The organism is Thalassovita sp., from assembly GCF_965218685.1.
In the GTDB taxonomy this organism is placed as follows: Bacteria; Pseudomonadota; Alphaproteobacteria; order Rhodobacterales; family Rhodobacteraceae; genus Thalassobius.
The window spans coordinates 2,796,180-2,815,395 of the sequence record NZ_OZ244657.1 but is presented as its reverse complement, the minus strand read 5'-3'; the positions used below and the strand labels follow the sequence as shown (position 1 = coordinate 2,815,395).

The window sequence follows — 19,216 nt, the reverse complement described above, 5'->3', positions numbered from 1 at the left end:
AAGAAGGCTGCCCAGACGATACCGAAAAGGAAAAGACACATGCAGGTCACCGAGACCCTGAACGAAGGCCTGAAGCGCGGCTACGAGATCACCGTGACAGCGGCCGAACTGGACGCGAAAGTCACCGAGAAACTGACCGAAGCCCAGCCCGAAGTCGAAATGAAGGGCTTCCGCAAGGGTAAGGTGCCGATGGCGCTGCTGCGCAAGCAATTCGGCCAGCGTCTGTTGGGCGAAGCCATGCAGGAAACCATCGACGGTGCGATGAATAAGCACTTCGAAGACAGCGGTGACCGCCCCGCAATGCAGCCGCAGGTCACCATGGTTGACGGCGAAGACTGGAAAGAAGGCGACGACGTCAAGGTCACCATGTCCTACGAAGCTCTGCCTGAAATCCCCGAAGTCGATTTCTCGGGTATCGAGCTGGAGCGCATGGTCGCCAAAGCCGCTGACGCCGACATCGACGAAGCCATCGCTTCGCTGGCTGAAACCGCTCAGGATTTCAAAAAGCGCCGCAAGGGTTCGAAAGCCAAAGACGGCGACCAGATCGAGATGGATTTCGTCGGTAAGGTTGACGGCGAAGCGTTCGAGGGCGGCTCGGCCGAAGATTACCCGCTGGTTCTGGGGTCGAACTCGTTCATCCCCGGCTTTGAAGAGCAGCTGGTCGGCGCCAAGGAAGGCGAAGAGGTTGAGGTCAACGTGACCTTCCCCGAAGAGTATGGCGCCGAAAACCTGGCCGGCAAAGAAGCCGTGTTCACCTGCACCATCAAAGCTGTGAACGAGCCCACCGCCGCTGAAGTCAACGACGAGCTGGCTCAGAAATTCGGTGCCGAAGACCTGGCCGCGCTGAAGGCTCAGGTTGCCGAGCGTCTGGAAGCTGAATACGTCGGCGCCGCGCGTGCTGTGATGAAGCGTTCGCTGCTGGACCAACTGGACGGTAAAGTGTCGTTCGACCTGCCGCCCTCGCTGGTCGAGGCCGAAGCTCAGCAGATCGCGCATCAGCTGTGGCACGAAGAAAACCCCGAGGTGCACGATCACAATCACCCCGAGATCGAAGCCACGGACGAGCACAACAAACTGGCCGAGCGCCGCGTGCGTCTGGGCCTGCTGCTGGCCGAGATCGGTCAAAAGGCCGAGGTTGAAGTCACCGATGCCGAGATGACCCAAGCGATCATGAACCAGGCGCGTCAGTACCCGGGTCAGGAACGCCAGTTCTTTGAATTCATTCAGCAAAACGCTCAGATGCAGCAGCAGTTGCGCGCGCCGCTGTTCGAAGACAAAGTTGTCGATCACGTGGTCGAGCAGGCCAAAGTGACCGAAAAAGAGGTCTCGAAAGACGACCTGCAAAAGGCTGTCGAGGCCCTGGAAGACGAATAAGTCTATCCTTATATTGCTTAGCGAAGGCCACCCTGCGGGGTGGCCTTTTGCGTTTCTGACGCCGGGGCGCGGTTGACGGGGCAGGGGCCGCGCATTCAGGATCAGCGCAAAGGGAGAACTTCATGAGCTATATCGGTTTCGACAAGGAACAGTTCGAGGCGTTTCGTGGGATCGACCGTGCGGGCCCCATTCACATGCTGAACCTGGTCAAGCTGCGCGATCAGGCGGAATACTCTGACGGACGGAGCGCCACCGGGGCCGAGGCCTATGCCGCCTATGGCGCGGGCAGCCAAAAAGTGCTGGAACGGCTGGGCGGGCGGATCGTTTGGCGCGGCGCGATGGAACTAATGCTGATCGGCCCGTCTGAGCGCGACTGGGACCTGTGCTTTATTGCCGAATATCCCAGCACGGATGCCTTTGTCAGCATGATCAAGGACCCGGAGTACCGCGAGGCGATGGAGCATCGTCAGGCGGCGGTTATCGATTCCCGGCTGATCCGCATGAATCCCCTGCCCGTGGGGCAGAATTTCGGCGGCTGATCCATCAATCGGGCAAAAAGAAACCGCGCAAGGGTGGGCCCTGCGCGGTCTCGGTTTCCAGCAAGTGGAAACGCTTACTCTTCGTCGTCCGAAGCAGCTTCTTCGGCCTCGGGGGCCAGGTCTTCGTCGTCCGAAGCGGCGCTGCCGATATCGTCGAACAGTTCCGAGATTTCGAACTCGGCGGCTGCCTCTTCTTCGGCTGCCAGTTCCTGGATCGACTTACCTTCGGCCTGCAGCTCGGCTTCTTCTTGCGAGCGTGCCACGTTGACTTCGACGGTGGTCGAAACTTCGGGGTGCAGAACGACGGTCACGGTGTGAACGCCCAGAGCCTTGATCGGCAGTTCGATCACGACCTGTTTGCGGTCAACGGTGAAACCTTCGGCGGTTGCAGCGTCTGCGATGTCGCGGTTGCTGACCGAACCATACAGGTTGCCGCCATCCGAAGCCGAGCGAATCACGATGAACTGCTCGCCGCCCAGCTTTTCGGCCAGGGCGTCTGCTTCTTTTTTGGTTTCCAGGTTGCGCGCTTCAAGCTGAGCTTTCTGCGCTTCAAACGATGCAACATTGGCAGCCGACGCGGTCAGTGCCTTGCCCTGCGGCAGCAGGAAGTTGCGGGCGTAGCCGGATTTGACATCGACCACATCGCCCATCTGACCCAGTTTGGCCACACGTTCCAGAAGGATAACTTGCATTGTGCTTTCTCCTTACTTCACGGCGTAGGGCAGCAGGGCCAGGAAACGGGCACGTTTGATGGCACGGGCCAGCTCACGTTGTTTCTTGGCCGAGACGGCGGTGATCCGCGAGGGTACGATCTTGCCGCGTTCGCTGATGTAGCGCTGCAGCAGTTTCGTGTCCTTGTAATCAATCTTGGGTGCATTGTCGCCCGAGAAGGGGCAGACCTTGCGGCGGCGGAAAAATGGTTTCGTAGCCATGGTTTAGCGTCCTTTTCTCAAGCGATCAGCTGCGACGGCGACGGTCGTCGCGCTCGTCACGTTTCTGCATCTGGACCGAGGGGCCCTCGGCGTGCTCGTCGACCTTGATGGTCAGAACGCGCATCACGTCGTCATGCAGGCGCATCAGGCGTTCCATTTCCTCGATCGCCGACACGGGTGCGTCGGTTTTCAGGAAGGCATAGTGGCCCTTGCGGTTTTTGTTGATCTTGTAGGCCATCGTTTTGACGCCCCAGTACTCGGAATCAACCAGCTTGCCGCCGTTGTCCGCAAGTACGGTGCCAAAATGTTCGATGAGACCTTCAGCTTGCGCGTTGGACAGATCCTGGCGCGAGATGAAAACATGCTCGTAAAGCGGCATGTGCACTCCATTCATTTTCAGGCGCATTTCATAGGAGGGTCTGACCTTCCGCGACCCATCCACGAGAGACTGCGCGGTTCAAGAAAAACTACGGAAGGAACCGCGCGTATACGATGGTTCGCCAAGATGCGCAAGCCCATGTTCCAGTACGTCGCAAAGGCGAAATCTTCACAAAACTTCGCCTAATTCTTGCCTCTTTTTAAAGGGCATTCTTGGGAAACAACAGTTGCCAGGGAAGAACGCCATCATGACCAAAGCCAGCCACGAAAACAGCCGCCCGCTTGCTCAGGACACCGATGCGCGTCACATAATGCAACACACGTTGAAATTCTTCAGCCTGGTTCTGGGGCTTGCTGCAATCGGGATGTGGCTGGCGCCGGGCGCTGCAGATGATGGGGCCGAGGCCCTGGTGCGGTTGGTCGTGTCGTTCCTGTTTCTTGGGATTGGCGCCGGTCTTTGGGGGGCTGGGCGCCCGCGCTTTGAAGAGGAATTCCATCTGGACGTTGTCAATCACCGCCTGACCCATGTGCTGCGTGGCCGGGACGGCATTGCGCGCACGCAAGAGCAGTTCGGCATGGACCAGCTGGACCTTGAAGGCGGTGTTCTGACCGCTCGCAAATCCGGAGGTCAGAGCCTGCGCCTGCCGATTTCGGACTGTCTGGACGCGCGCGCATTGGAACTTCTGGCGGGAATGCGCAAGCGCACTCTTGCCTAAAATGGCCCTAAGGGAATGTGCGCGTGCGCACAGGGCCTGTGGTTTCATAGCGAATTGTCTTGTCATGCCGCATAGCGATTTCTTGGGGGCATCTTTTTGATCGCGACTCGTAACAGGAGCCCCCTCATGAAAACCTCGATCTTCGCCGCCGGTCTGGCCGCTGCCATCCTCAGCGCTGGTGCCGCCTCTGCCGCTGACAAATACGTATTGGATTCCGGCCACAGCCAGATCGTCTTCTCGTACAACCACCTGGGTTATTCCACCAGCTATGGCCTGTTCTCGGGTTTTGCCGGTGACATCATGTTCGACATGGAAAACCCCGCTGCTTCGAGCGTGTCGGTTTCGATGCCCGTCAAATCCATGCTGACCGGCTGGGAAGAGCGTTTCGCCCACTTCATGTCGCCTGACTTCTTCGACGCGACCGATGACGAGATGGTTTCGTTCACCTCGACCGGCATTGAAGTCACTGGCGAAAACACCGCCCTGATCACCGGCGACCTGACCCTGAATGGCGTGACCAAAAGCGTTGTTCTGGACGCCAAGCTGAACCTGGCAAACGATCACCCGATGGCTGGCAAGCCCTGGGCTGGTTTTGACGCCACCACCACTTTGGTCCGCTCGGACTATGGCCTGGGCAAATTCGCCCCCTATGTCAGCGACGAAGTGTCGGTGATGATCTCGGTTGAGGCGATGAAAGCCGAATAATCCGGACCTGCAGAACAAAAGAAAGGCCGCCGAACAATTCGGCGGCCTTTTTCGTTTCGGCGGGCCGGAGCTCAGGACCGCGTGGCCGTCAGGGCAAAGTCGATCGTCACCTCGAAGGCTAGCGTGCCTGCGTCCGTCACCGTTTTGCCCATGCCGTAGTCCAGCCGGTTCACCTGTCCGCTGCCCGACGCCGTGGCCACGCCATCGGCAATCTCAAGCGTAAAGGGCAGGCTGAGCGGGATTGAGATGTCCTTGATGGTCAGCGTGCCCTCGGCCACCAGCCCGGTGTCGCGGCGCAAAAGGTCGGCCTGGAACACCGCGGTCGCAAATTGCGCCGCGTCAAAGTAATCGGGGCCCATTGCCTGCTGCGTCACCGATCCCAGCGTCAACGAGGGAATGGCGATGGTGACGGTGACTTCGCCATTCTTTTCGACGCTTGTGTCCTCGGCATAGCTGATCTGGGCGGTCCAGTCGGCAAAACTGCCTTGGACCGTATTTCCCATTTGCAGGATCGAGATGTTCAGGCTGCCGTCCTGTACCTGCCAGTCGCTGGCGACCTGTTCCAGCTTTGGGCCGGTCTGTGCGCCGGTGGCGAACCAACCCGCAGCGAAGGCGCCCAAGGGGACGATCACCCAGATCGCCATAGCGGCCAGAACCGGCAGCGCGATCGAATGTTTGCCGGGTTGACCAGCGGCCACTCCGCGCGCCATGCGCAACAGGGTGCTATCCTTGTCAATCAGGTGGTGTTTCACCGTGCCGGCGATATGCAGTGCCAAGGCACCGATCAGCACCCAAATGGCAAGGAAGTGCAGCACCGAAAAGACCTGCGATAGAGCGGCGTCCTGTGGCACGAAAGGCAGCGTCTGGCCAAAGGGCCACCAGATGGGTGCAAACCCCGTGGCCGCTGCGTGATGCAGCCATCCGCTGAGCGGCACAAGTACCAAGGCGCCGTAAAGCGTATAGTGGACCAGCTCGGCCGCGAAGTTTTCCAGCTTGTTTTCAGGGTGCAACGAAACAGGTTTGGGCTGGGTCAGCATCCAGACTAGCCGGATCAGGGCCAGAAAGAATACCAGAACACCGGTGGTTTTATGTAGCGAAAACAGGGTAATAACCTGCGCCATCTGCGAATCCGTCGGGGCTGCGCCAGGCGCGTTGATGGCATGGGCCATATTCTCAGCCACAAATCCCAGCGGGATCATCGCCAGGATCAGCAGGGCCATGGTCCAGTGAAGCAACCGCGAGATACGGCCAAAGCTGTTGAAGGTGTTGCGAGCGTTCATTGAAATACCTGGAAAAAAGCAAGAGAGGGGCCCATGCAATATAGCGGGCAACGACATGGGGCACACCGCCCGGGCCTGTGCAGGTCTGCACAGCGACCCTGCATTCCAGAAGAGTCGCGCCCAAATGGCTGTTTTACTTGTGGTCAAGGACCGGGGCGGATACATCATCAGAAACCGTAATTGGGACGAGGACGACCATGACCACAGCTTTCGTTTTCCCCGGCCAGGGGGCGCAGACCATCGGAATGGGCAAGGCTCTGGCCGACACCTATCCGGCCGCAAAAGCCGTTTTCGACGAGGTGGATGAGGCCCTGGGCGAAAAGCTCAGCCAGTTGATCTGGGAAGGCGAGCAGGACCAGTTGACGCTGACGCAGAACGCACAACCGGCGCTGATGGCGACCTCGCTTGCGGCGCTGCGTGCGCTGGAATCTGAAGGTCTGGTTTTGAAAGATGTGGCCAGCCACGTGGCAGGTCACTCGTTGGGGGAATACTCGGCGCTGGCTGCGGCCGGATCTTTGACCATCGCTGACGCGGCCCGCCTGCTGCGCACGCGCGGCAAGGCCATGCAAGAGGCCGTTCCGGTGGGCCAAGGCGCCATGGCGGCCCTGTTGGGGCTGGATTTCGCCACCGCCCGCGCTGTCGCTGAAGAAGCGGCAAAGGGCGAAGTTTGCCAAGCCGCCAACGACAATGACCCGGCGCAGGTCGTGGTTTCGGGCCACAAGGATGCCGTTGAACGTGCGGTCGAGATCGCCAAGGAAAAGGGCGCCAAGCGCGCGGTTCTGCTGCCCGTCAGCGCCCCGTTCCATTGCGCATTGATGGAGCCCGCCGCCGCCGTAATGGCCGAAGCCCTGAACGCGGTGCATATCGAACGCCCCGTGGTGCCCTTGGTGGCTAATGTGGTGGCGGAATCGATCACCGATCCGGCCACGATCCGCTCGTTGCTGGTGAACCAGGTGACGGGCTCGGTCCGGTGGCGTGAAAGCGTTATGTTCATGGCCGCCGAAGGTGTGGATGCCGTGTGGGAGATCGGCGCAGGCAAGGCGCTGTCCGGCATGATCCGCCGCATCGACCGCTCGATTGCCTGCACTGCTGTTGGCACGCCCGAGGATGTGGCCAAGGCCGTTGCCTCGTTGAACGGATAACCAATCTCTCTTGGGTGGGGCAGGGGTCCGGCCCGGATGAAAGGAACTGAAATGTTTGATCTTACTGGAAAAAAAGCTCTGGTTACCGGCGCTTCGGGTGGTATCGGCGGAGAGATCGCCAAGGCGCTGCACGCAGCTGGTGCCACGGTCGGCCTAAGCGGCACCCGCGTCGAGCCGCTGGAGGCTTTGGCCGCTGAACTGGGCGAGCGCGCCCATGTGCTGCCCTGTAACCTGTCCGACCCCGAGGCCGTGGATGCGCTGCCGAAACAAGCGATCGAGGCCATGGGCGGGCTGGACATCCTGGTGAACAATGCGGGTATCACTCGCGACCAGATTTTCATGCGTATGTCGGATGACGAATGGCAGTCGGTGATCGATGTGAACCTGACCTCGACCATGCGTCTGTGCCGCGGCGTGATGCGTCCGATGATGAAGGCGCGCTGGGGCCGGATCATCAACATCAGCTCGATCGTGGGCGCCACGGGTAACCCCGGGCAGGTAAACTATGCGGCCTCTAAGGCTGGTATGGTTGGTCTGACCAAGTCGATCGCCTATGAGGTTGCCAGCCGCGGCATCACCGCCAACGCTGTTGCGCCGGGCTTTATTGCGACCGCGATGACCGACAAGCTGACCGATGATCAGAAAAGCAAGATCAACACGCAGATCCCTGCCGCGCGCATGGGCAACCCCGAGGAAATCGCAGCTGCGGTGCTGTACCTGGCCAGCCCCGAGGCGGGCTATGTCACCGGCACCACGCTGCACGTTAACGGCGGCATGGCGATGCTGTGATTCTCTGCCGCGCCGAGAAATTGGGCCCGTTTCACACAATCGGGCCCATTATTTTCCGGCGGGGCGTGCGTAGGCCGGGCAGGCAGGTTTCCGGCTAAGGCATTTGGGTAGAGGAGATATCCGGCGGCCGCTATTGCTGTTGTTGATTGCTTTTTCCCGTATGGGGTGTCGATGCCCCTGTGAAAACATTTGCCTCTAGCGCGCCATGTGTTATAGGCCACGCAGATTTGCCGGGGCGGAAACGTTGCCGGATATCCCGCTTGCGGGACGACGAGCCGCCCGGTACACCGGGCACATCATTGAGGCCCACCCAGCGGGCGAGGGCAAAGAACCGGGCAGATGCCCAAGAAGTTATGAGGACTTTGAAATGAGCGATATCGCAGACCGCGTGAAAAAGATCGTTGTTGAGCACCTGGGTGTGGAAGAAGACAAAGTGACCGAAACCGCTTCGTTCATCGACGATCTGGGCGCAGACAGCCTGGACACCGTGGAACTGGTTATGGCCTTCGAAGAAGAGTTCGGCATCGAGATCCCCGATGACGCAGCCGAAACCATCCAGTCGTTCGGCGACGCAGTGAAGTTCATCACCGAAGCTTCCTAATCTTACGATCCTTTCTGGATTGAATTTGAAGCGGCGCTCTTACAGGGCGCCGTTTTTCTTTGGCCGTTGGCGGTGGGTGCAGATTTCAACTTGGGTCTGACTGGCGCGAACGTGCCGACAGGGGCGCAGCAACCGGCAACATGACGGTGAAGGGGCCTCATGCTCTTGCCCCTGGGGTAGATTGCAGGGTATGAGCGGATAAAGACTGCTGAGGAAGGGCAATAATCATGCGTCGTGTCGTCGTTACTGGGCTTGGACTGGTCACTCCGCTGGCTTGCGGTGTGGAAGAAACTTGGAAGCGCCTGCTGGCCGGAGAATCCGGCGCGGGCCCCATCGAACGTTTCGACGCGTCACAAATGGGCACGCAATATGCGTGCGAGCTGCCCCGTGGTGATGGTACTGACGGCACGTTCAACCCTGATGACTGGATGGCGCCGAAAGAGGCCCGTAAGGTCGACGATTTCATCCTGTACGGCATTGCTGCTGCAACGCAGGCCGTCGAGGATTCGGGCTGGATGCCGGAAGACACCGAAAGCCTGGAACGGACCGGCGTGATGATCGGCTCGGGCATCGGTGGTCTGAAGTCCATCGAAGAGGCTGCGATCACCCTGAAAGAGCGCGGCCCGCGGCGGATTTCGCCGTTCTTTATTCCGGGCGCGCTGACCAACCTGGTGTCCGGCCAGGTCAGCATCAAATACGGCTTCAAAGGCCCGAACCATGCGGTTGTGACGGCCTGTTCGACTGGTGCACATGCAATTGGTGATGCAGCGCGTCTGATCCAGTTCGGTGATGCCGAAGTTATGGTCGCCGGTGGCGCCGAGGCCGCGATTACCCCGCTGGGTATTGCAGGTTTCAACGCCTGTAAGGCCCTGTCGACCAAGCGCGCCGACGATCCCAAGGCGGCCAGCCGTCCCTATGACATCGACCGCGACGGTTTCGTGATGGGCGAGGGCGCGGGCATCGTGGTTCTGGAAGAATACGAACATGCCGTGGCACGCGGTGCCAAGATCTATGGCGAGGTTCTGGGCTATGGCCTGTCGGGCGATGCCTATCACATCACGGCCCCGTCCGAAGATGGCGATGGCGGGTTCCGCTCGATGAAGGCTGCGCTGGCGCGGGCCGGTGTGACCCCCGATCAAGTTGACTATATCAACGCCCATGGCACTTCGACCATGGCGGACGTGATCGAGCTGGGCGCAGTTGAACGTCTGATGGGCGATGCGGCTGGCAAGGTCACCATGTCCTCGACCAAATCGTCAACCGGGCACCTGCTGGGCGCTGCCGGCGCGATCGAGGCGATCTTCTCGATCCTGGCGATCCGTGATCAAGTGGCGCCGCCGACCATCAACCTGGAAAACCCGGCCGTTGAGACGCCCATCGACCTGGCACCGAACGTCAAGCGCGAGCGCGAGATCAACATTGCCCTTTCCAACAGCTTTGGCTTTGGTGGCACCAATGCCAGCGTTGTGTTCGGTAAAGTGAGCTAATCTTATGTGGCGAGCCATCGCGTCTAACGCGCTGACGGTCCTGATCGTGGCGCTGTTCCTTGTGGGCGGCCTTATCCTTTGGGGCAAACGCGAATATCAAAGCGCGGGTCCGCTGACCGAGGCGATCTGCCTGCGGGTCGAGGTTGGCTCGAACTTCAAGAAAGTCAGCGAACGTCTGGAAAAGGACGGCGCGATCAGCAACGGCGTGATCATGCGCCTTGGCGTAGATTACACTGACAAGGCCAGCAAGCTGAAGGCTGGCAGTTTCCTTGTGCCCAAAGGGGCCTCGATGGAGGAAATCGCCGACATCGTCACCCGTGGCGGTGCGTCCACTTGCGGTGTCGAGGTCGTTTACCGCGTTGGTGTGACCCGTATGGCCGTGGTTGTCCGCGAGCTGGACCCGAACACCAACCGCTATGTCGAAAAGGCCGAGTTCGACCCGGCGCAGGGCGAAACGCCTGAAAAATACACTCAGGTGCGCGGCCAGTCGGATACGCGCTATCGCATTGCGCTGGCCGAAGGCGTGACCAGCTGGCAGATTGTCGAAGCCCTGAAAGGGATCGACCTGCTTGAGGGTGACGTGGCTGAACTGCCTGCCGAGGGCACCTTGTCCCCTGACAGTTACGAATTGCGTGCCGGTGACACCCGTGCTTCGGTTCTGGCGCGTATGAGCGAGGCTCAGGACATCATCCTGCAGGACGCATGGCAGAACCGGGCTGATGGTTTGCCCTTGGATAGCCCCGAAGAGGCGCTGATTCTGGCTTCGATCATCGAAAAGGAAACCGGCATTGCTGATGAACGCCGCACGGTGGCGAGCGTTTTCGTCAACCGACTGAACCGTGGGATGCGCCTGCAGACCGATCCCACCGTGATATATGGCATCACCAATGGGCAGGGCGTTCTGGGCCGTGGCCTGCGTCAGAGCGAGTTGCGCCGGGAAACCCCTTGGAACACCTATGTGATCGACGGGTTGCCGCCGACCCCCATCGCCAACCCTGGTTTAGCCAGCATTCAGGCTGCATTGAACCCGGCGGACACGAACTATGTGTTCTTCGTTGCGGATGGGTCGGGCGGACACGCCTTTGCGGAAACACTGGACGAGCATAACCGCAATGTTGCCAAATGGCGTCAGATCGAACGCGAGCGTGCCGCTCAGTAGTCGATACGTCGCATTGGTTTGGGCGGCCGAAGGGCGCTACCTACTGGGTGTATGAAAGTTATCAATTTTCGCCCTATCGTTCGGTGATACCCGGCGCTAGACTGCTGTTGAAAGGGGTCTGACCATGCGTTTTGACAAGCTTGCCGAATGGCAGATTCAGAAGGCCAAGTCCAAAGGGCAGCTGGAAGGGCTGAAGGGCGAGGGAAAGCCACTCAAGCTGGGTTCCTTGGAGGGCGATGCTGCCGAAGCCGCTGGTTTTCGCATGATGGCGGACGCTGGAGTTTTGCCGCGCGAAATGGAGCTTAAAAAGGCTGCTGACGCGCTGCGCGAACAGATTGCTGCCGCGGAAAGTGCCGAATTGCGCCGGGTCCTGATGGCCGAGCTTGGCCAGATCGAGATGCGCCGGGCGATCGAGTCGGAAGCTCGGCGTAAATACATGAAACACGGATAGGCACTGAAGCGTGCAAATCAAAAGGCCCGGGACATCATGCCCGGGCCTTTCGTTTGTGGACAATACGCTTTACGCGTTCCAGGCTTTGTCTTCGCCGCCCAGTCCACCGATCTGAACGCGCGTCGGCAGGCCGATCCGGTCCAGAATGGTGAAGAAGGGCTTGGGGTCCAGTTCTTCGACGTTCTTCATGGTCTTGGCGTCCCATTCGCCCGTGGCCACCAGCATGGCCGCAGCAACGGGTGGCACACCGGCGGTGTAGGAAATACCTTGGCTGCCGACCTCGTTATAGGCGTCTTTGTGGTCCGCCACGTTGTAGACGAAAACCTCGAAGTCTTCGCCATCCTTGGTGCCTTTGACCAGATCGCCAATGCAGGTCTTGCCGGTATAGCCGGGCGCCAGCGAGGCAGGATCGGGCAGCACGGCCTTGACCACTTTCAGCGGGATGACCTCTTGGCCCTCGGCGGTGGTGACGGGCTGTTCGGACAGCAGGCCCAGCGATTTCAGCACGGTGAAGACGTTGATGTAGTGATCGCCAAAGCCCATCCAGAACCGCACATCGGCATGGGGATAGTTTACGGCCAGGCTGTGCACCTCGTCATGGCCGGACATATAGGCCTGGCTTGGGCCGACGACGGGCAGATCCCAGAGCTTGCCAACCTCGAACATCTTGTTTTCCTGCCAGGCGCCTTCCTGCCAGCTGTACACGGTGCCGGTGAATTCGCGGAAGTTGATCTCGGGGTCGAAATTCGTGGCGAAGTATTTGCCATGATCGCCCGCGTTGATGTCGACGATGTCTATGGATTTAACCTCGTCCATCATGTCGATGGCAAAGCGCGCATAGGCGTTCACCATGCCCGGATCAAAGCCTGCGCCCAGAATGGCGGTAACGCCTTTTTCGGCGCACAGATCGCGTTTCTTCCATTCATAGTTGGCGTACCAGGGCGGGGTTTCGCAGATCTTGTCAGGCTCTTCGTGGATGGCTGTGTCGATATAGGCAGCGCCGGTTTCGATACAGGCATCCAGCACGTACATGTTCACGAAGGCCGAGCCGACGTTGATCACGATCTGCGCGCCGGTGTCCCGGATCAGAGCGGCCACGGCGGGTGTGTCCATGGCGTTGACCTGATGCGCGGCCAGAACGCCCTCGACCTTCATTGCGTCCTTTTCACGGACGGACTCAAGGATCGCTTCGCATTTGGCAAGCGTCCGGCTGGCGATGTGGATATCTCCCAGCACATCGTTGTTTTGCGCGCATTTATGCGCCACGACCTGAGCGACGCCACCGGCGCCGATGATGAGAACGTTCTTTTTCAACTGAGGGAACCCCCTTTGGTTCTTGGATGGATGGCCCTAGGATAGGGCCGAGGCAAAATCAGAGTAGTCGAACTGGCGTTGCACGGTGATGGTGCCGTCCAGCTCGCGAATGGCAATGGCGGGCATGGCCACGCCGTTGAACCAGTTTTTCTTGACCATGGTATACCCGGCGGCGTCGTCGATGGTGACACGATCGCCGATTTGCAGCGGAGCGTCAAAGCGCGCTTCGCCAAAGATGTCGCCAGCCAGACAGGTTTTCCCCGCGATTTGATAGGCGTGAGCGCCGGTTTGCGGCAGCTTGGCGGTTTCGCGATAGATCAGCAGGTCCAGCATGTGCGCCTCGATGCTGCTGTCAACAATGGCGACTTTTTTGCCGTTGTCGATGATGTCCAGAACCGTGGTTTCCAGCGTGGTCGAGTTGGTAATCGTCGCCTCGCCGGGTTCCAGATAGACTTGAACGCCGAGGGTGTCGCTGAAGGCTTTCAGCCGGTCTGACAGGCGATCCAGCGGGTAGCCTTCGCCGGTGAAATGGATGCCTCCGCCAAGGCTGATCCAATCAAGGCGTTTCAGGAAGGGGCCGAATTCTGTTTCGATGCGGGTCAGTTGATCCGAGAAGAGGTCGAAGTCGTCATTCTCGCAATTATAGTGGATCATCACGCCGTTGATGCGGGTGGCGGCTTGCTCCAACCGATCCATGTCCCATTCGCCAAGGCGTGAAAATGGGCGCGCTGGGTCGGCCAGATCAAATCCGCTGGTGGAAAAGCGCGGGTTCAGACGCAGGCCCGTCTGTTTGTCGGTGCGATCCCCGAAACGGTCCAGCTGGCCCAGCGAGTTGAAGATCAGTTTGTCGGCGTAGCGCGCCGCCTCGTCAATCTCATGATCGGCCCAGCCGACGGAATAGCCGTGGGTTTCCTTACCGAACTTCTCGGCACCCAGGCGCAGTTCGTAGAGCGAGGACGAGGTTGTGCCATCCATATAGTCCCGCATGAAATCGAACACGCCCCAGGTGGAAAAGCACTTGAGCGCCAGCAGTGCCTTGGCGCCGGAAGACTCGCGCAGATGGGCGATCTTTTCCAGGTTGGGCAGCAGTCGAGCCTTGTCGATCAGGTAATAGGGGGTCTGCAGCATCGGCGGGATCCAGTTGGGGGCAAAACACGCGGAGCCTTTGAGGCGGTGGATTTCCCTTAAGGCGGAGGCGGGGTTGACGCAATTGATTATTGCGTCAGGCACGGAATTTTCTGCATCCCCTCCGGTGGCCTGTGAATTGAATATTAAGAAATAGGTAATGATTACGGGCGTTTACAGATTGTTCCGGATTGACTCGGCGAACGGTCCCGCGTAGTGTTTATGGCATGCTAGAAGAAGTGGGCAAGCGGCTTTGGGGGTGACCTCGGGGGCCGCTTTTCTGTTTCTCTCGTGCGGAGTGTCTTCAACGCATGAGGTTGAGCGAGCACTGATGACATTGATCACAACAGACGAAAGCGCCTTTCCGCTGGGCGAAAGCCTGGAAGATATCAGGGACCAGCTGGGCGCGTTGCGGGCAGAGATGTCCGACCTTCAGTCACGGCTGAGGGATGGAGAAATTGCGGCCGTCAAGGACGCTCAGAGGACCATACAGGAGATCCGCCAGTGGTTGCGGACCGCCATAGATCTGGAGATGGAATTTGCCAAACGACAGCAAAAACAGGCCGGAATTACCCAAGGATACGCAATCGACTTTGACGAGGCCCGACAGAGTATCCGGTGCCGGCTGGATCGCCTGCGAACCTGTCGAGGTTCAAAACGAATTCCTGGATAACCTGAGTGAGGGAGAGCTGATGGCTCTCCCTTATTTGTTCGAGTTCTGGGCAATGGAGCATCAGCGACCGCCTGAAGGGGACTGGCGCAGCTGGGTGATCCTGGGCGGGCGCGGGGCGGGCAAGACCCGCGCTGGCGCCGAATGGGTACGCGACATGGTCGAAGGGGCGATGCCGTTGGATCCGGGCCGCGCGCAGCGGGTGGCGATCATCGGCGAGACCATGGATCAGGCGCGCGAAGTGATGGTGTTCGGTGAAAGCGGTATTCTGGCCTGCAGCCCGCCGGATCGAATGCCGGTTTGGAACGCTGGGCGGCGGATGCTGACATGGCCAAATGGCGCCACGGCGCAGGTTTTCTCGGCCTATGACCCCGAGGCGCTCAGGGGGCCTCAGTTCGATGCGGCCTGGGTGGACGAGCTGGCAAAGTGGCCCAAGGCGCAGGACACCTGGGACATGCTGCAGTTCGGGCTGCGGCTGGGGGATGCGCCGCGTGTGTGCGTGACGACCACGCCGCGAAATGTACCGGTGCTGAAACAGGTGTTGAAGCAAAGCTCGACCGTGGTGACGCACGCCCCGACCGAAGCGAACCGGGCCAATCTGGCCGACAGTTTCCTGACCGAGGTGCAGGAACGCTATGCCGGCACACGGCTGGGGCGGCAAGAGTTGGAGGGCGTTCTGGTCGAAGAGGCCGAGGGCGCGCTGTGGACCGCCGCCATGCTGGAGGCAAAGCGGGTGGAAGAGGTGCCCGATCTGGATCGCATCGTTGTGGCCGTAGATCCACCAGTGACCGGGCATTCAGGCTCGGACGAATGCGGGATCATCGTAGCGGGGGTTCGAATGAGCGGTGCCCCACAGGATTGGAAGGTCTATGTGATTGCCGATGCCTCGGTTCAGGGTGTGGGGCCGACGATCTGGGCCAAGGCCGCCGTGGACGCGATGGTGGATTGGGGCGCAGACAAGCTGGTGGCCGAAGTCAATCAGGGGGGCGATCTTGTCGAAGCGGTGATCCGCCAGGTGGCCCCCAATGTGCCCTTGCGCAAGGTCCACGCCAGCAAGGGCAAAGTCGCGCGCGCCGAACCCGTGGCTGCCTTGTACGAGCAGGGGCGGGTGCATCATGCGCGCGGGTTGGCAGAGCTTGAGGACCAGATGTGTGCCATGACCCTGCGTGGTTATGAAAACAAAGGCAGCCCGGACAGGGTCGATGCGCTGGTCTGGGCGCTGCATGAACTGGTGCTGGACCAACGTCGGGACGGCCGCCCGCAGCTGCGTTCGCTCTAGTTCACCTTTCTTAAACTTTTAACCTCAGGTTTGCCTTCAACAGCCGACGGGTGCGGCAGTCAGGCATCCCAGAGGAACAAGGAGCAAGGACCGAATGATTATGGACTTCTTCAAACGCGGTGAGGCCCAACAGGTGCCCGAAACCAAGGCCAGCGCAACGGGCCCGGTGGTGGCGTTTCAGGGCGCAGGCCGCGTCGCCTGGAGCCCGCGGGACACTGTGTCGTTGACCCGTACGGGGTTTGCCGGCAACCCGGTGGGCTTTCGCTGCGTGAAAATGATCAGTGAGGCAGCCGCGTCACTGCCTCTGATCCTGCAAGACCGGCGCCAGCGTTATGACGTGCATCCGGTGATGGATCTGGTGCAGCGCCCCAATCCGGCTCAGGGCCGGGGGGAGCTGTTCGAGGCGCTGATTGCCCAGCTGCTGCTGACCGGCAACGGCTATGTCGAGGCCGTAGGTGGTGAGGATGGCGCCCCGTGCGAGCTGCACGTGCTGCGCTCGGACCGGATGGCGCTGGTGCCCGGTGCGGATGGTTGGCCGGTGGCGTATGACTATAGCGTCAACGGCCGTAAGCACCGGTTTGATGTGACCGGAGTGACGCCTCCTATTTGCCATATCCGAAATTTCCACCCGCAGGATGACCATTACGGGTTCTCGCCCATGCAGGCCGCAGCGCAGGCGTTGGATGTACATAACTCGGCCTCACGCTGGTCCAAGGCGCTTTTGGACAATGCGGCGCGGCCCTCGGGGGCGATCGTGTACAAGGGCGCGGACGGGCAGGGCAGCCTTGCGCCGGACCAGTATGATCGCCTGGTGACCGAGATGGAAAGCTATCACCAGGGGGCTCGGAATGCGGGGCGGCCCATGTTGCTGGAGGGCGGTTTGGATTGGAAGCCCATGGGCTTTAGCCCCTCGGATATGGAATTCCAGAAAACCAAGGAAAGCGCAGCGCGCGAGATCGCCTTGGCCTTTGGGGTGCCGCCGATGATGCTGGGCCTGCCGGGGGACGCGACCTATTCCAATTACCAAGAGGCCAACCGGGCGTTCTATCGCCTGACGGTGCTGCCCCTGTTGCAGAAGGTGACGGCGCGCATGGCCGATTGGCTGTCGGGCTATGTCAACGAGCGACTGGAGCTGCGCCCTGACCTAGATCAGGTTCCGGCGCTGGCCATTGAGCGCGAGGCACAGTGGCGCCGCGTCGCCGATGCGGATTTTCTAAGCGGCGTGGAAAAACGCCGGATGCTGGGCCTGCCCGTGTTCGAGGACGGCTCGGATGAGGGATGAGCGCGCAGGTTTCGAGCCGTTCGACTGCGCTCCGGCGCTGCGGCTTGAGGCGCATGAGCGCGTCAGCAAGCTGCATCAGGACGCGTTCGACCGGCGGCTGGAAAAGATGGAAGAGATGATGGAGAAACTGGAAAAGCGCTTGTGGCTGACTGTCTATGGCGTGGTGGGCACGATCCTGGCCCAGGCTTTTCAGTCGATCCTGACAGCGACTCCGTAAGTGAGAGGTAGCAATGGAATTGGAACATAAATTCTGCCGTTTCGACAGCGATGAGATGTCGGTCGAAGGGCTTGTGATCGAAGGCTATGCGAGCCTGTTTGGCCAAACTGATCAGGGTAAAGACGTGGTCCAGAAGGGGGCCTATGGCAAGTCGCTTGTGGACCTGGAAAAGGCCGGACGTAGCGTGAAAATGCTGTGGCAGCACGACCCGGCGCAGCCCATCGGCGTGTGGGACGACCTGCGCGAGGATGACAGGGGTCTGTACGTGAAAGGGCGCTTGTTGGATGGCGTGGAAAAGGGGCGCGAAGCCGCCGCCCTGATCGAAGCAGGCGCGATCGAGGGGCTGTCGATCGGGTATCGCACCAAACGGGCGACCAAGACGCCCGACGGCAAACGTGTTCTGACGGAATTGGAGCTTTGGGAAGTCTCGCTGGTGACCTTCCCGATGCTGCCAAGCGCACGGGTCGCCGCCAAATCTGAGGATTTGGACGGAGATTTGCTGCGGGAAATGGCGGCCGCCTTTGATGGTGCGCGCCAGCAGATGGCGCAAGGCTAGCGCCGGCATCACCACCAGAAAGGAAAATTGGGATGACCAAGACCGAGCAAGAGTCTCGGACCGGAGAAGCTGTGTCTCCGGCCGCCGAGGTGAAATCCGCAATTTCGGGTTTCATGAAAGAATTCAACGGCTTTCGAGCCAATATTGACGCAAAACTTCAACAGCAGGAAGAGCGACTGACCATGCTTGATCGTAAATCGTACAACCCGGCGCGTCCGGTTCTGGCAACCTCGGCTGAAATCGAGGCTCCCCACCAAAAGGCGTTTGATGCCTATGTCCGTCATGGCGATGATGACGCCCTGCGCGGTCTGGAGCTGGAAGGCAAGGCCATGTCCACCGCCGTTGTCTCGGATGGTGGCTATCTGGTCGATCCGCAGACGTCGGCCAACATTCAAAGCGTTCTGAAATCCAGCGCTTCGCTGCGTCAGGTCGCCAATGTGGTGAACGTCGAGGCGACCTCGTATGACGTGCTGGTCGACCACACCGACGTTGGTCACGGCTGGGCCGACGAGACCACCGCAACTGTCGAAACCGGCACGCCCTCGATCGACCGCATTACCATCTCGTTGCACGAGCTGTCAGCTTTGCCCAAAGCCTCGCAGCGGCTGCTGGATGACAGCGCGTTCGACGTCGAGACCTGGCTGGCTGGCCGCATTGCGGACAAGTTCGCCCGCGCCGAAGCTTCGGCCTTTATCAACGGCGACGGTTCGGACAAACCCACCGGCATTCTGACCCACCCCGCCGTGGACAACGATGTTTGGACCTGGGGCAACATCGGTTATGTGCCCACGGGCACCGACGGTGATTTCGGCTCGGCGGATGCGATCATTGATCTGGTTTACGCGTTGGGTGCGCAATACCGCGCCAATGGCACTTTCGTGATGAACAGCAAAACTGCTGGCACTGTGCGCAAGCTGAAGGACGCTGATGGCCGTTTCCTGTGGTCGGATGGTCTGGCCGCGGGCGAGCCGGCGCGTCTGATGGGCTATCCTGTGCTGATCGCCGAGGACATGCCTGACATTGCCTCGGGTGCTGACGCGATTGCCTTTGGTGATTTCGGTGCCGGTTATACCGTCGCTGAGCGCCCCGATCTGCGCATCCTGCGCGATCCGTTTAGCGCCAAGCCCCATGTCCTGTTCTATGCCACCAAGCGTGTGGGCGGTGACGTCAGCGACTTTGCCGCGATCAAGCTGCTGCGTTTCGCCATCTCGTAAGGGGTT

At 60.1% G+C, this 19,216-nt stretch carries 22 protein-coding genes; 16 read left to right on the top strand and 6 right to left on the bottom strand.

Features of this window, described 5'->3' with window-relative positions:
* The first annotated feature begins 39 nt into the window (after window positions 1-39).
* Window positions 40-1,374, top strand: coding sequence for a trigger factor (gene tig / locus ACOQOQ_RS13890; protein ID WP_420567582.1), 1,335 nt, complete (start codon window positions 40-42; stop codon window positions 1,372-1,374).
* A 122-nt stretch (window positions 1,375-1,496) separates the two neighbouring features.
* Complete coding sequence (locus ACOQOQ_RS13885) at window positions 1,497-1,913, top strand: DUF1330 domain-containing protein (RefSeq protein ID WP_420567581.1); 417 nt, start codon at window positions 1,497-1,499, stop codon at window positions 1,911-1,913.
* 74 nt (window positions 1,914-1,987) lie between these two features.
* Here the strand turns inward: ACOQOQ_RS13885 and rplI are convergent, their stop codons facing one another.
* Genes rplI through rpsF form a run of 3 tightly spaced genes read right to left on the bottom strand, consistent with a single transcriptional unit; the run spans window position 1,988 to window position 3,224 of the window.
* Window positions 1,988-2,605: a 50S ribosomal protein L9 gene (rplI, locus tag ACOQOQ_RS13880; RefSeq protein ID WP_420567580.1), complete on the bottom strand. Its 618-nt coding sequence runs from the start codon at window positions 2,603-2,605 to the stop codon at window positions 1,988-1,990.
* Window positions 2,606-2,617: 12 nt separating this feature from the next.
* The gene (gene rpsR / locus ACOQOQ_RS13875; RefSeq protein WP_026756163.1) at window positions 2,618-2,845 is read right to left on the bottom strand and encodes a 30S ribosomal protein S18; all 228 of its coding nucleotides are present in this window, start codon (window positions 2,843-2,845) and stop codon (window positions 2,618-2,620) included.
* A gap of 25 nt (window positions 2,846-2,870) precedes the next feature.
* Window positions 2,871-3,224: a 30S ribosomal protein S6 gene (gene rpsF, locus ACOQOQ_RS13870; RefSeq protein ID WP_420567579.1), complete on the bottom strand. Its 354-nt coding sequence runs from the start codon at window positions 3,222-3,224 to the stop codon at window positions 2,871-2,873.
* Between the two features lie 247 nt (window positions 3,225-3,471).
* On the opposite strand from rpsF, the gene ACOQOQ_RS13865 reads away from it, so the two are divergent.
* Both ACOQOQ_RS13865 and ACOQOQ_RS13860 read left to right on the top strand, forming a co-directional pair.
* Window positions 3,472-3,939: a hypothetical protein gene (locus tag ACOQOQ_RS13865; protein WP_420567578.1), complete on the top strand. Its 468-nt coding sequence runs from the start codon at window positions 3,472-3,474 to the stop codon at window positions 3,937-3,939.
* 126 nt (window positions 3,940-4,065) lie between these two features.
* A complete protein-coding gene (locus ACOQOQ_RS13860; protein WP_420567577.1) occupies window positions 4,066-4,644 on the top strand; it encodes a YceI family protein in 579 nt (192 codons plus the stop codon).
* 71 nt (window positions 4,645-4,715) lie between these two features.
* Here ACOQOQ_RS13860 and ACOQOQ_RS13855 read toward each other — a convergent pair whose 3' ends face one another.
* Entirely contained in the window at window positions 4,716-5,924 is a 1,209-nt protein-coding gene (locus ACOQOQ_RS13855; RefSeq protein ID WP_420567576.1) for a cytochrome b/b6 domain-containing protein, read from the bottom strand.
* A gap of 197 nt (window positions 5,925-6,121) precedes the next feature.
* Between ACOQOQ_RS13855 and fabD the strand changes: the two genes are divergently transcribed.
* The 6 genes from fabD (at window position 6,122) to ACOQOQ_RS13825 (ending at window position 11,553) form a co-directional block, all read left to right on the top strand.
* On the top strand, window positions 6,122-7,066 hold the full coding sequence (gene fabD / locus ACOQOQ_RS13850; protein WP_420567575.1) for an ACP S-malonyltransferase: 945 nt from the start codon (window positions 6,122-6,124) through the stop codon (window positions 7,064-7,066).
* A 51-nt stretch (window positions 7,067-7,117) separates the two neighbouring features.
* Entirely contained in the window at window positions 7,118-7,855 is a 738-nt protein-coding gene (fabG, locus tag ACOQOQ_RS13845) for a 3-oxoacyl-[acyl-carrier-protein] reductase (RefSeq protein WP_420567574.1), read from the top strand.
* Window positions 7,856-8,222: 367 nt separating this feature from the next.
* On the top strand, window positions 8,223-8,456 hold the full coding sequence (locus tag ACOQOQ_RS13840) for an acyl carrier protein (RefSeq protein ID WP_420567573.1): 234 nt from the start codon (window positions 8,223-8,225) through the stop codon (window positions 8,454-8,456).
* Between the two features lie 227 nt (window positions 8,457-8,683).
* The gene (gene fabF, locus ACOQOQ_RS13835) at window positions 8,684-9,943 is read left to right on the top strand and encodes a beta-ketoacyl-ACP synthase II (protein ID WP_420567572.1); all 1,260 of its coding nucleotides are present in this window, start codon (window positions 8,684-8,686) and stop codon (window positions 9,941-9,943) included.
* 4 nt (window positions 9,944-9,947) lie between these two features.
* Complete coding sequence (gene mltG / locus ACOQOQ_RS13830) at window positions 9,948-11,102, top strand: endolytic transglycosylase MltG (RefSeq protein WP_420567571.1); 1,155 nt, start codon at window positions 9,948-9,950, stop codon at window positions 11,100-11,102.
* Window positions 11,103-11,292: 190 nt separating this feature from the next.
* The gene (locus ACOQOQ_RS13825; protein WP_420569775.1) at window positions 11,293-11,553 is read left to right on the top strand and encodes a DnaJ family domain-containing protein; all 261 of its coding nucleotides are present in this window, start codon (window positions 11,293-11,295) and stop codon (window positions 11,551-11,553) included.
* Window positions 11,554-11,622: 69 nt separating this feature from the next.
* Here the strand turns inward: ACOQOQ_RS13825 and ACOQOQ_RS13820 are convergent, their stop codons facing one another.
* Both ACOQOQ_RS13820 and ACOQOQ_RS13815 read right to left on the bottom strand, forming a co-directional pair.
* On the bottom strand, window positions 11,623-12,867 hold the full coding sequence (locus tag ACOQOQ_RS13820) for a saccharopine dehydrogenase NADP-binding domain-containing protein (protein WP_420567570.1): 1,245 nt from the start codon (window positions 12,865-12,867) through the stop codon (window positions 11,623-11,625).
* A 36-nt stretch (window positions 12,868-12,903) separates the two neighbouring features.
* Complete coding sequence (locus ACOQOQ_RS13815) at window positions 12,904-13,995, bottom strand: carboxynorspermidine decarboxylase (protein WP_420567569.1); 1,092 nt, start codon at window positions 13,993-13,995, stop codon at window positions 12,904-12,906.
* A 328-nt stretch (window positions 13,996-14,323) separates the two neighbouring features.
* Between ACOQOQ_RS13815 and ACOQOQ_RS13810 the strand changes: the two genes are divergently transcribed.
* The 6 genes from ACOQOQ_RS13810 (at window position 14,324) to ACOQOQ_RS13785 (ending at window position 19,210) form a co-directional block, all read left to right on the top strand.
* Window positions 14,324-14,665, top strand: a complete 342-nt coding sequence (locus ACOQOQ_RS13810) for a hypothetical protein (RefSeq protein ID WP_420567568.1) — start codon at window positions 14,324-14,326, stop codon at window positions 14,663-14,665.
* A gap of 19 nt (window positions 14,666-14,684) precedes the next feature.
* Window positions 14,685-15,941, top strand: a complete 1,257-nt coding sequence (locus tag ACOQOQ_RS13805; RefSeq protein ID WP_420567567.1) for a DNA-packaging protein — start codon at window positions 14,685-14,687, stop codon at window positions 15,939-15,941.
* Window positions 15,942-16,035: 94 nt separating this feature from the next.
* Window positions 16,036-17,223: a phage portal protein gene (locus tag ACOQOQ_RS13800; RefSeq protein WP_420567566.1), complete on the top strand. Its 1,188-nt coding sequence runs from the start codon at window positions 16,036-16,038 to the stop codon at window positions 17,221-17,223.
* Window positions 17,213-17,440: a GTA head formation protein, RCAP_rcc01685 family gene (locus tag ACOQOQ_RS13795; protein ID WP_420567565.1), complete on the top strand. Its 228-nt coding sequence runs from the start codon at window positions 17,213-17,215 to the stop codon at window positions 17,438-17,440. The genes ACOQOQ_RS13800 and ACOQOQ_RS13795 overlap by 11 nt, the downstream gene beginning before the upstream one ends.
* A gap of 13 nt (window positions 17,441-17,453) precedes the next feature.
* The gene (locus tag ACOQOQ_RS13790; protein WP_420567564.1) at window positions 17,454-17,996 is read left to right on the top strand and encodes an HK97 family phage prohead protease; all 543 of its coding nucleotides are present in this window, start codon (window positions 17,454-17,456) and stop codon (window positions 17,994-17,996) included.
* A 32-nt stretch (window positions 17,997-18,028) separates the two neighbouring features.
* A complete protein-coding gene (locus tag ACOQOQ_RS13785) occupies window positions 18,029-19,210 on the top strand; it encodes a phage major capsid protein (RefSeq protein ID WP_420567563.1) in 1,182 nt (393 codons plus the stop codon).
* Window positions 19,211-19,216 lie beyond the last annotated feature (6 nt).

Coding starts and splice junctions, on each gene's coding strand:
- tig (WP_420567582.1), top strand. CDS start 40: ATGCAGGTCACCGAGACCCTGAACGAAGGCCTGAAGCGCGGCTACGAG.
- ACOQOQ_RS13885 (WP_420567581.1), top strand. CDS start 1,497: ATGAGCTATATCGGTTTCGACAAGGAACAGTTCGAGGCGTTTCGTGGG.
- rplI (WP_420567580.1), bottom strand. CDS start 2,605: ATGCAAGTTATCCTTCTGGAACGTGTGGCCAAACTGGGTCAGATGGGC.
- rpsR (WP_026756163.1), bottom strand. CDS start 2,845: ATGGCTACGAAACCATTTTTCCGCCGCCGCAAGGTCTGCCCCTTCTCG.
- rpsF (WP_420567579.1), bottom strand. CDS start 3,224: ATGCCGCTTTACGAGCATGTTTTCATCTCGCGCCAGGATCTGTCCAAC.
- ACOQOQ_RS13865 (WP_420567578.1), top strand. CDS start 3,472: ATGACCAAAGCCAGCCACGAAAACAGCCGCCCGCTTGCTCAGGACACC.
- ACOQOQ_RS13860 (WP_420567577.1), top strand. CDS start 4,066: ATGAAAACCTCGATCTTCGCCGCCGGTCTGGCCGCTGCCATCCTCAGC.
- ACOQOQ_RS13855 (WP_420567576.1), bottom strand. CDS start 5,924: ATGAACGCTCGCAACACCTTCAACAGCTTTGGCCGTATCTCGCGGTTG.
- fabD (WP_420567575.1), top strand. CDS start 6,122: ATGACCACAGCTTTCGTTTTCCCCGGCCAGGGGGCGCAGACCATCGGA.
- fabG (WP_420567574.1), top strand. CDS start 7,118: ATGTTTGATCTTACTGGAAAAAAAGCTCTGGTTACCGGCGCTTCGGGT.
- ACOQOQ_RS13840 (WP_420567573.1), top strand. CDS start 8,223: ATGAGCGATATCGCAGACCGCGTGAAAAAGATCGTTGTTGAGCACCTG.
- fabF (WP_420567572.1), top strand. CDS start 8,684: ATGCGTCGTGTCGTCGTTACTGGGCTTGGACTGGTCACTCCGCTGGCT.
- mltG (WP_420567571.1), top strand. CDS start 9,948: ATGTGGCGAGCCATCGCGTCTAACGCGCTGACGGTCCTGATCGTGGCG.
- ACOQOQ_RS13815 (WP_420567569.1), bottom strand. CDS start 13,995: ATGCTGCAGACCCCCTATTACCTGATCGACAAGGCTCGACTGCTGCCC.
- ACOQOQ_RS13810 (WP_420567568.1), top strand. CDS start 14,324: ATGACATTGATCACAACAGACGAAAGCGCCTTTCCGCTGGGCGAAAGC.
- ACOQOQ_RS13805 (WP_420567567.1), top strand. CDS start 14,685: ATGGCTCTCCCTTATTTGTTCGAGTTCTGGGCAATGGAGCATCAGCGA.
- ACOQOQ_RS13800 (WP_420567566.1), top strand. CDS start 16,036: ATGATTATGGACTTCTTCAAACGCGGTGAGGCCCAACAGGTGCCCGAA.
- ACOQOQ_RS13795 (WP_420567565.1), top strand. CDS start 17,213: ATGAGGGATGAGCGCGCAGGTTTCGAGCCGTTCGACTGCGCTCCGGCG.
- ACOQOQ_RS13790 (WP_420567564.1), top strand. CDS start 17,454: ATGGAATTGGAACATAAATTCTGCCGTTTCGACAGCGATGAGATGTCG.
- ACOQOQ_RS13785 (WP_420567563.1), top strand. CDS start 18,029: ATGACCAAGACCGAGCAAGAGTCTCGGACCGGAGAAGCTGTGTCTCCG.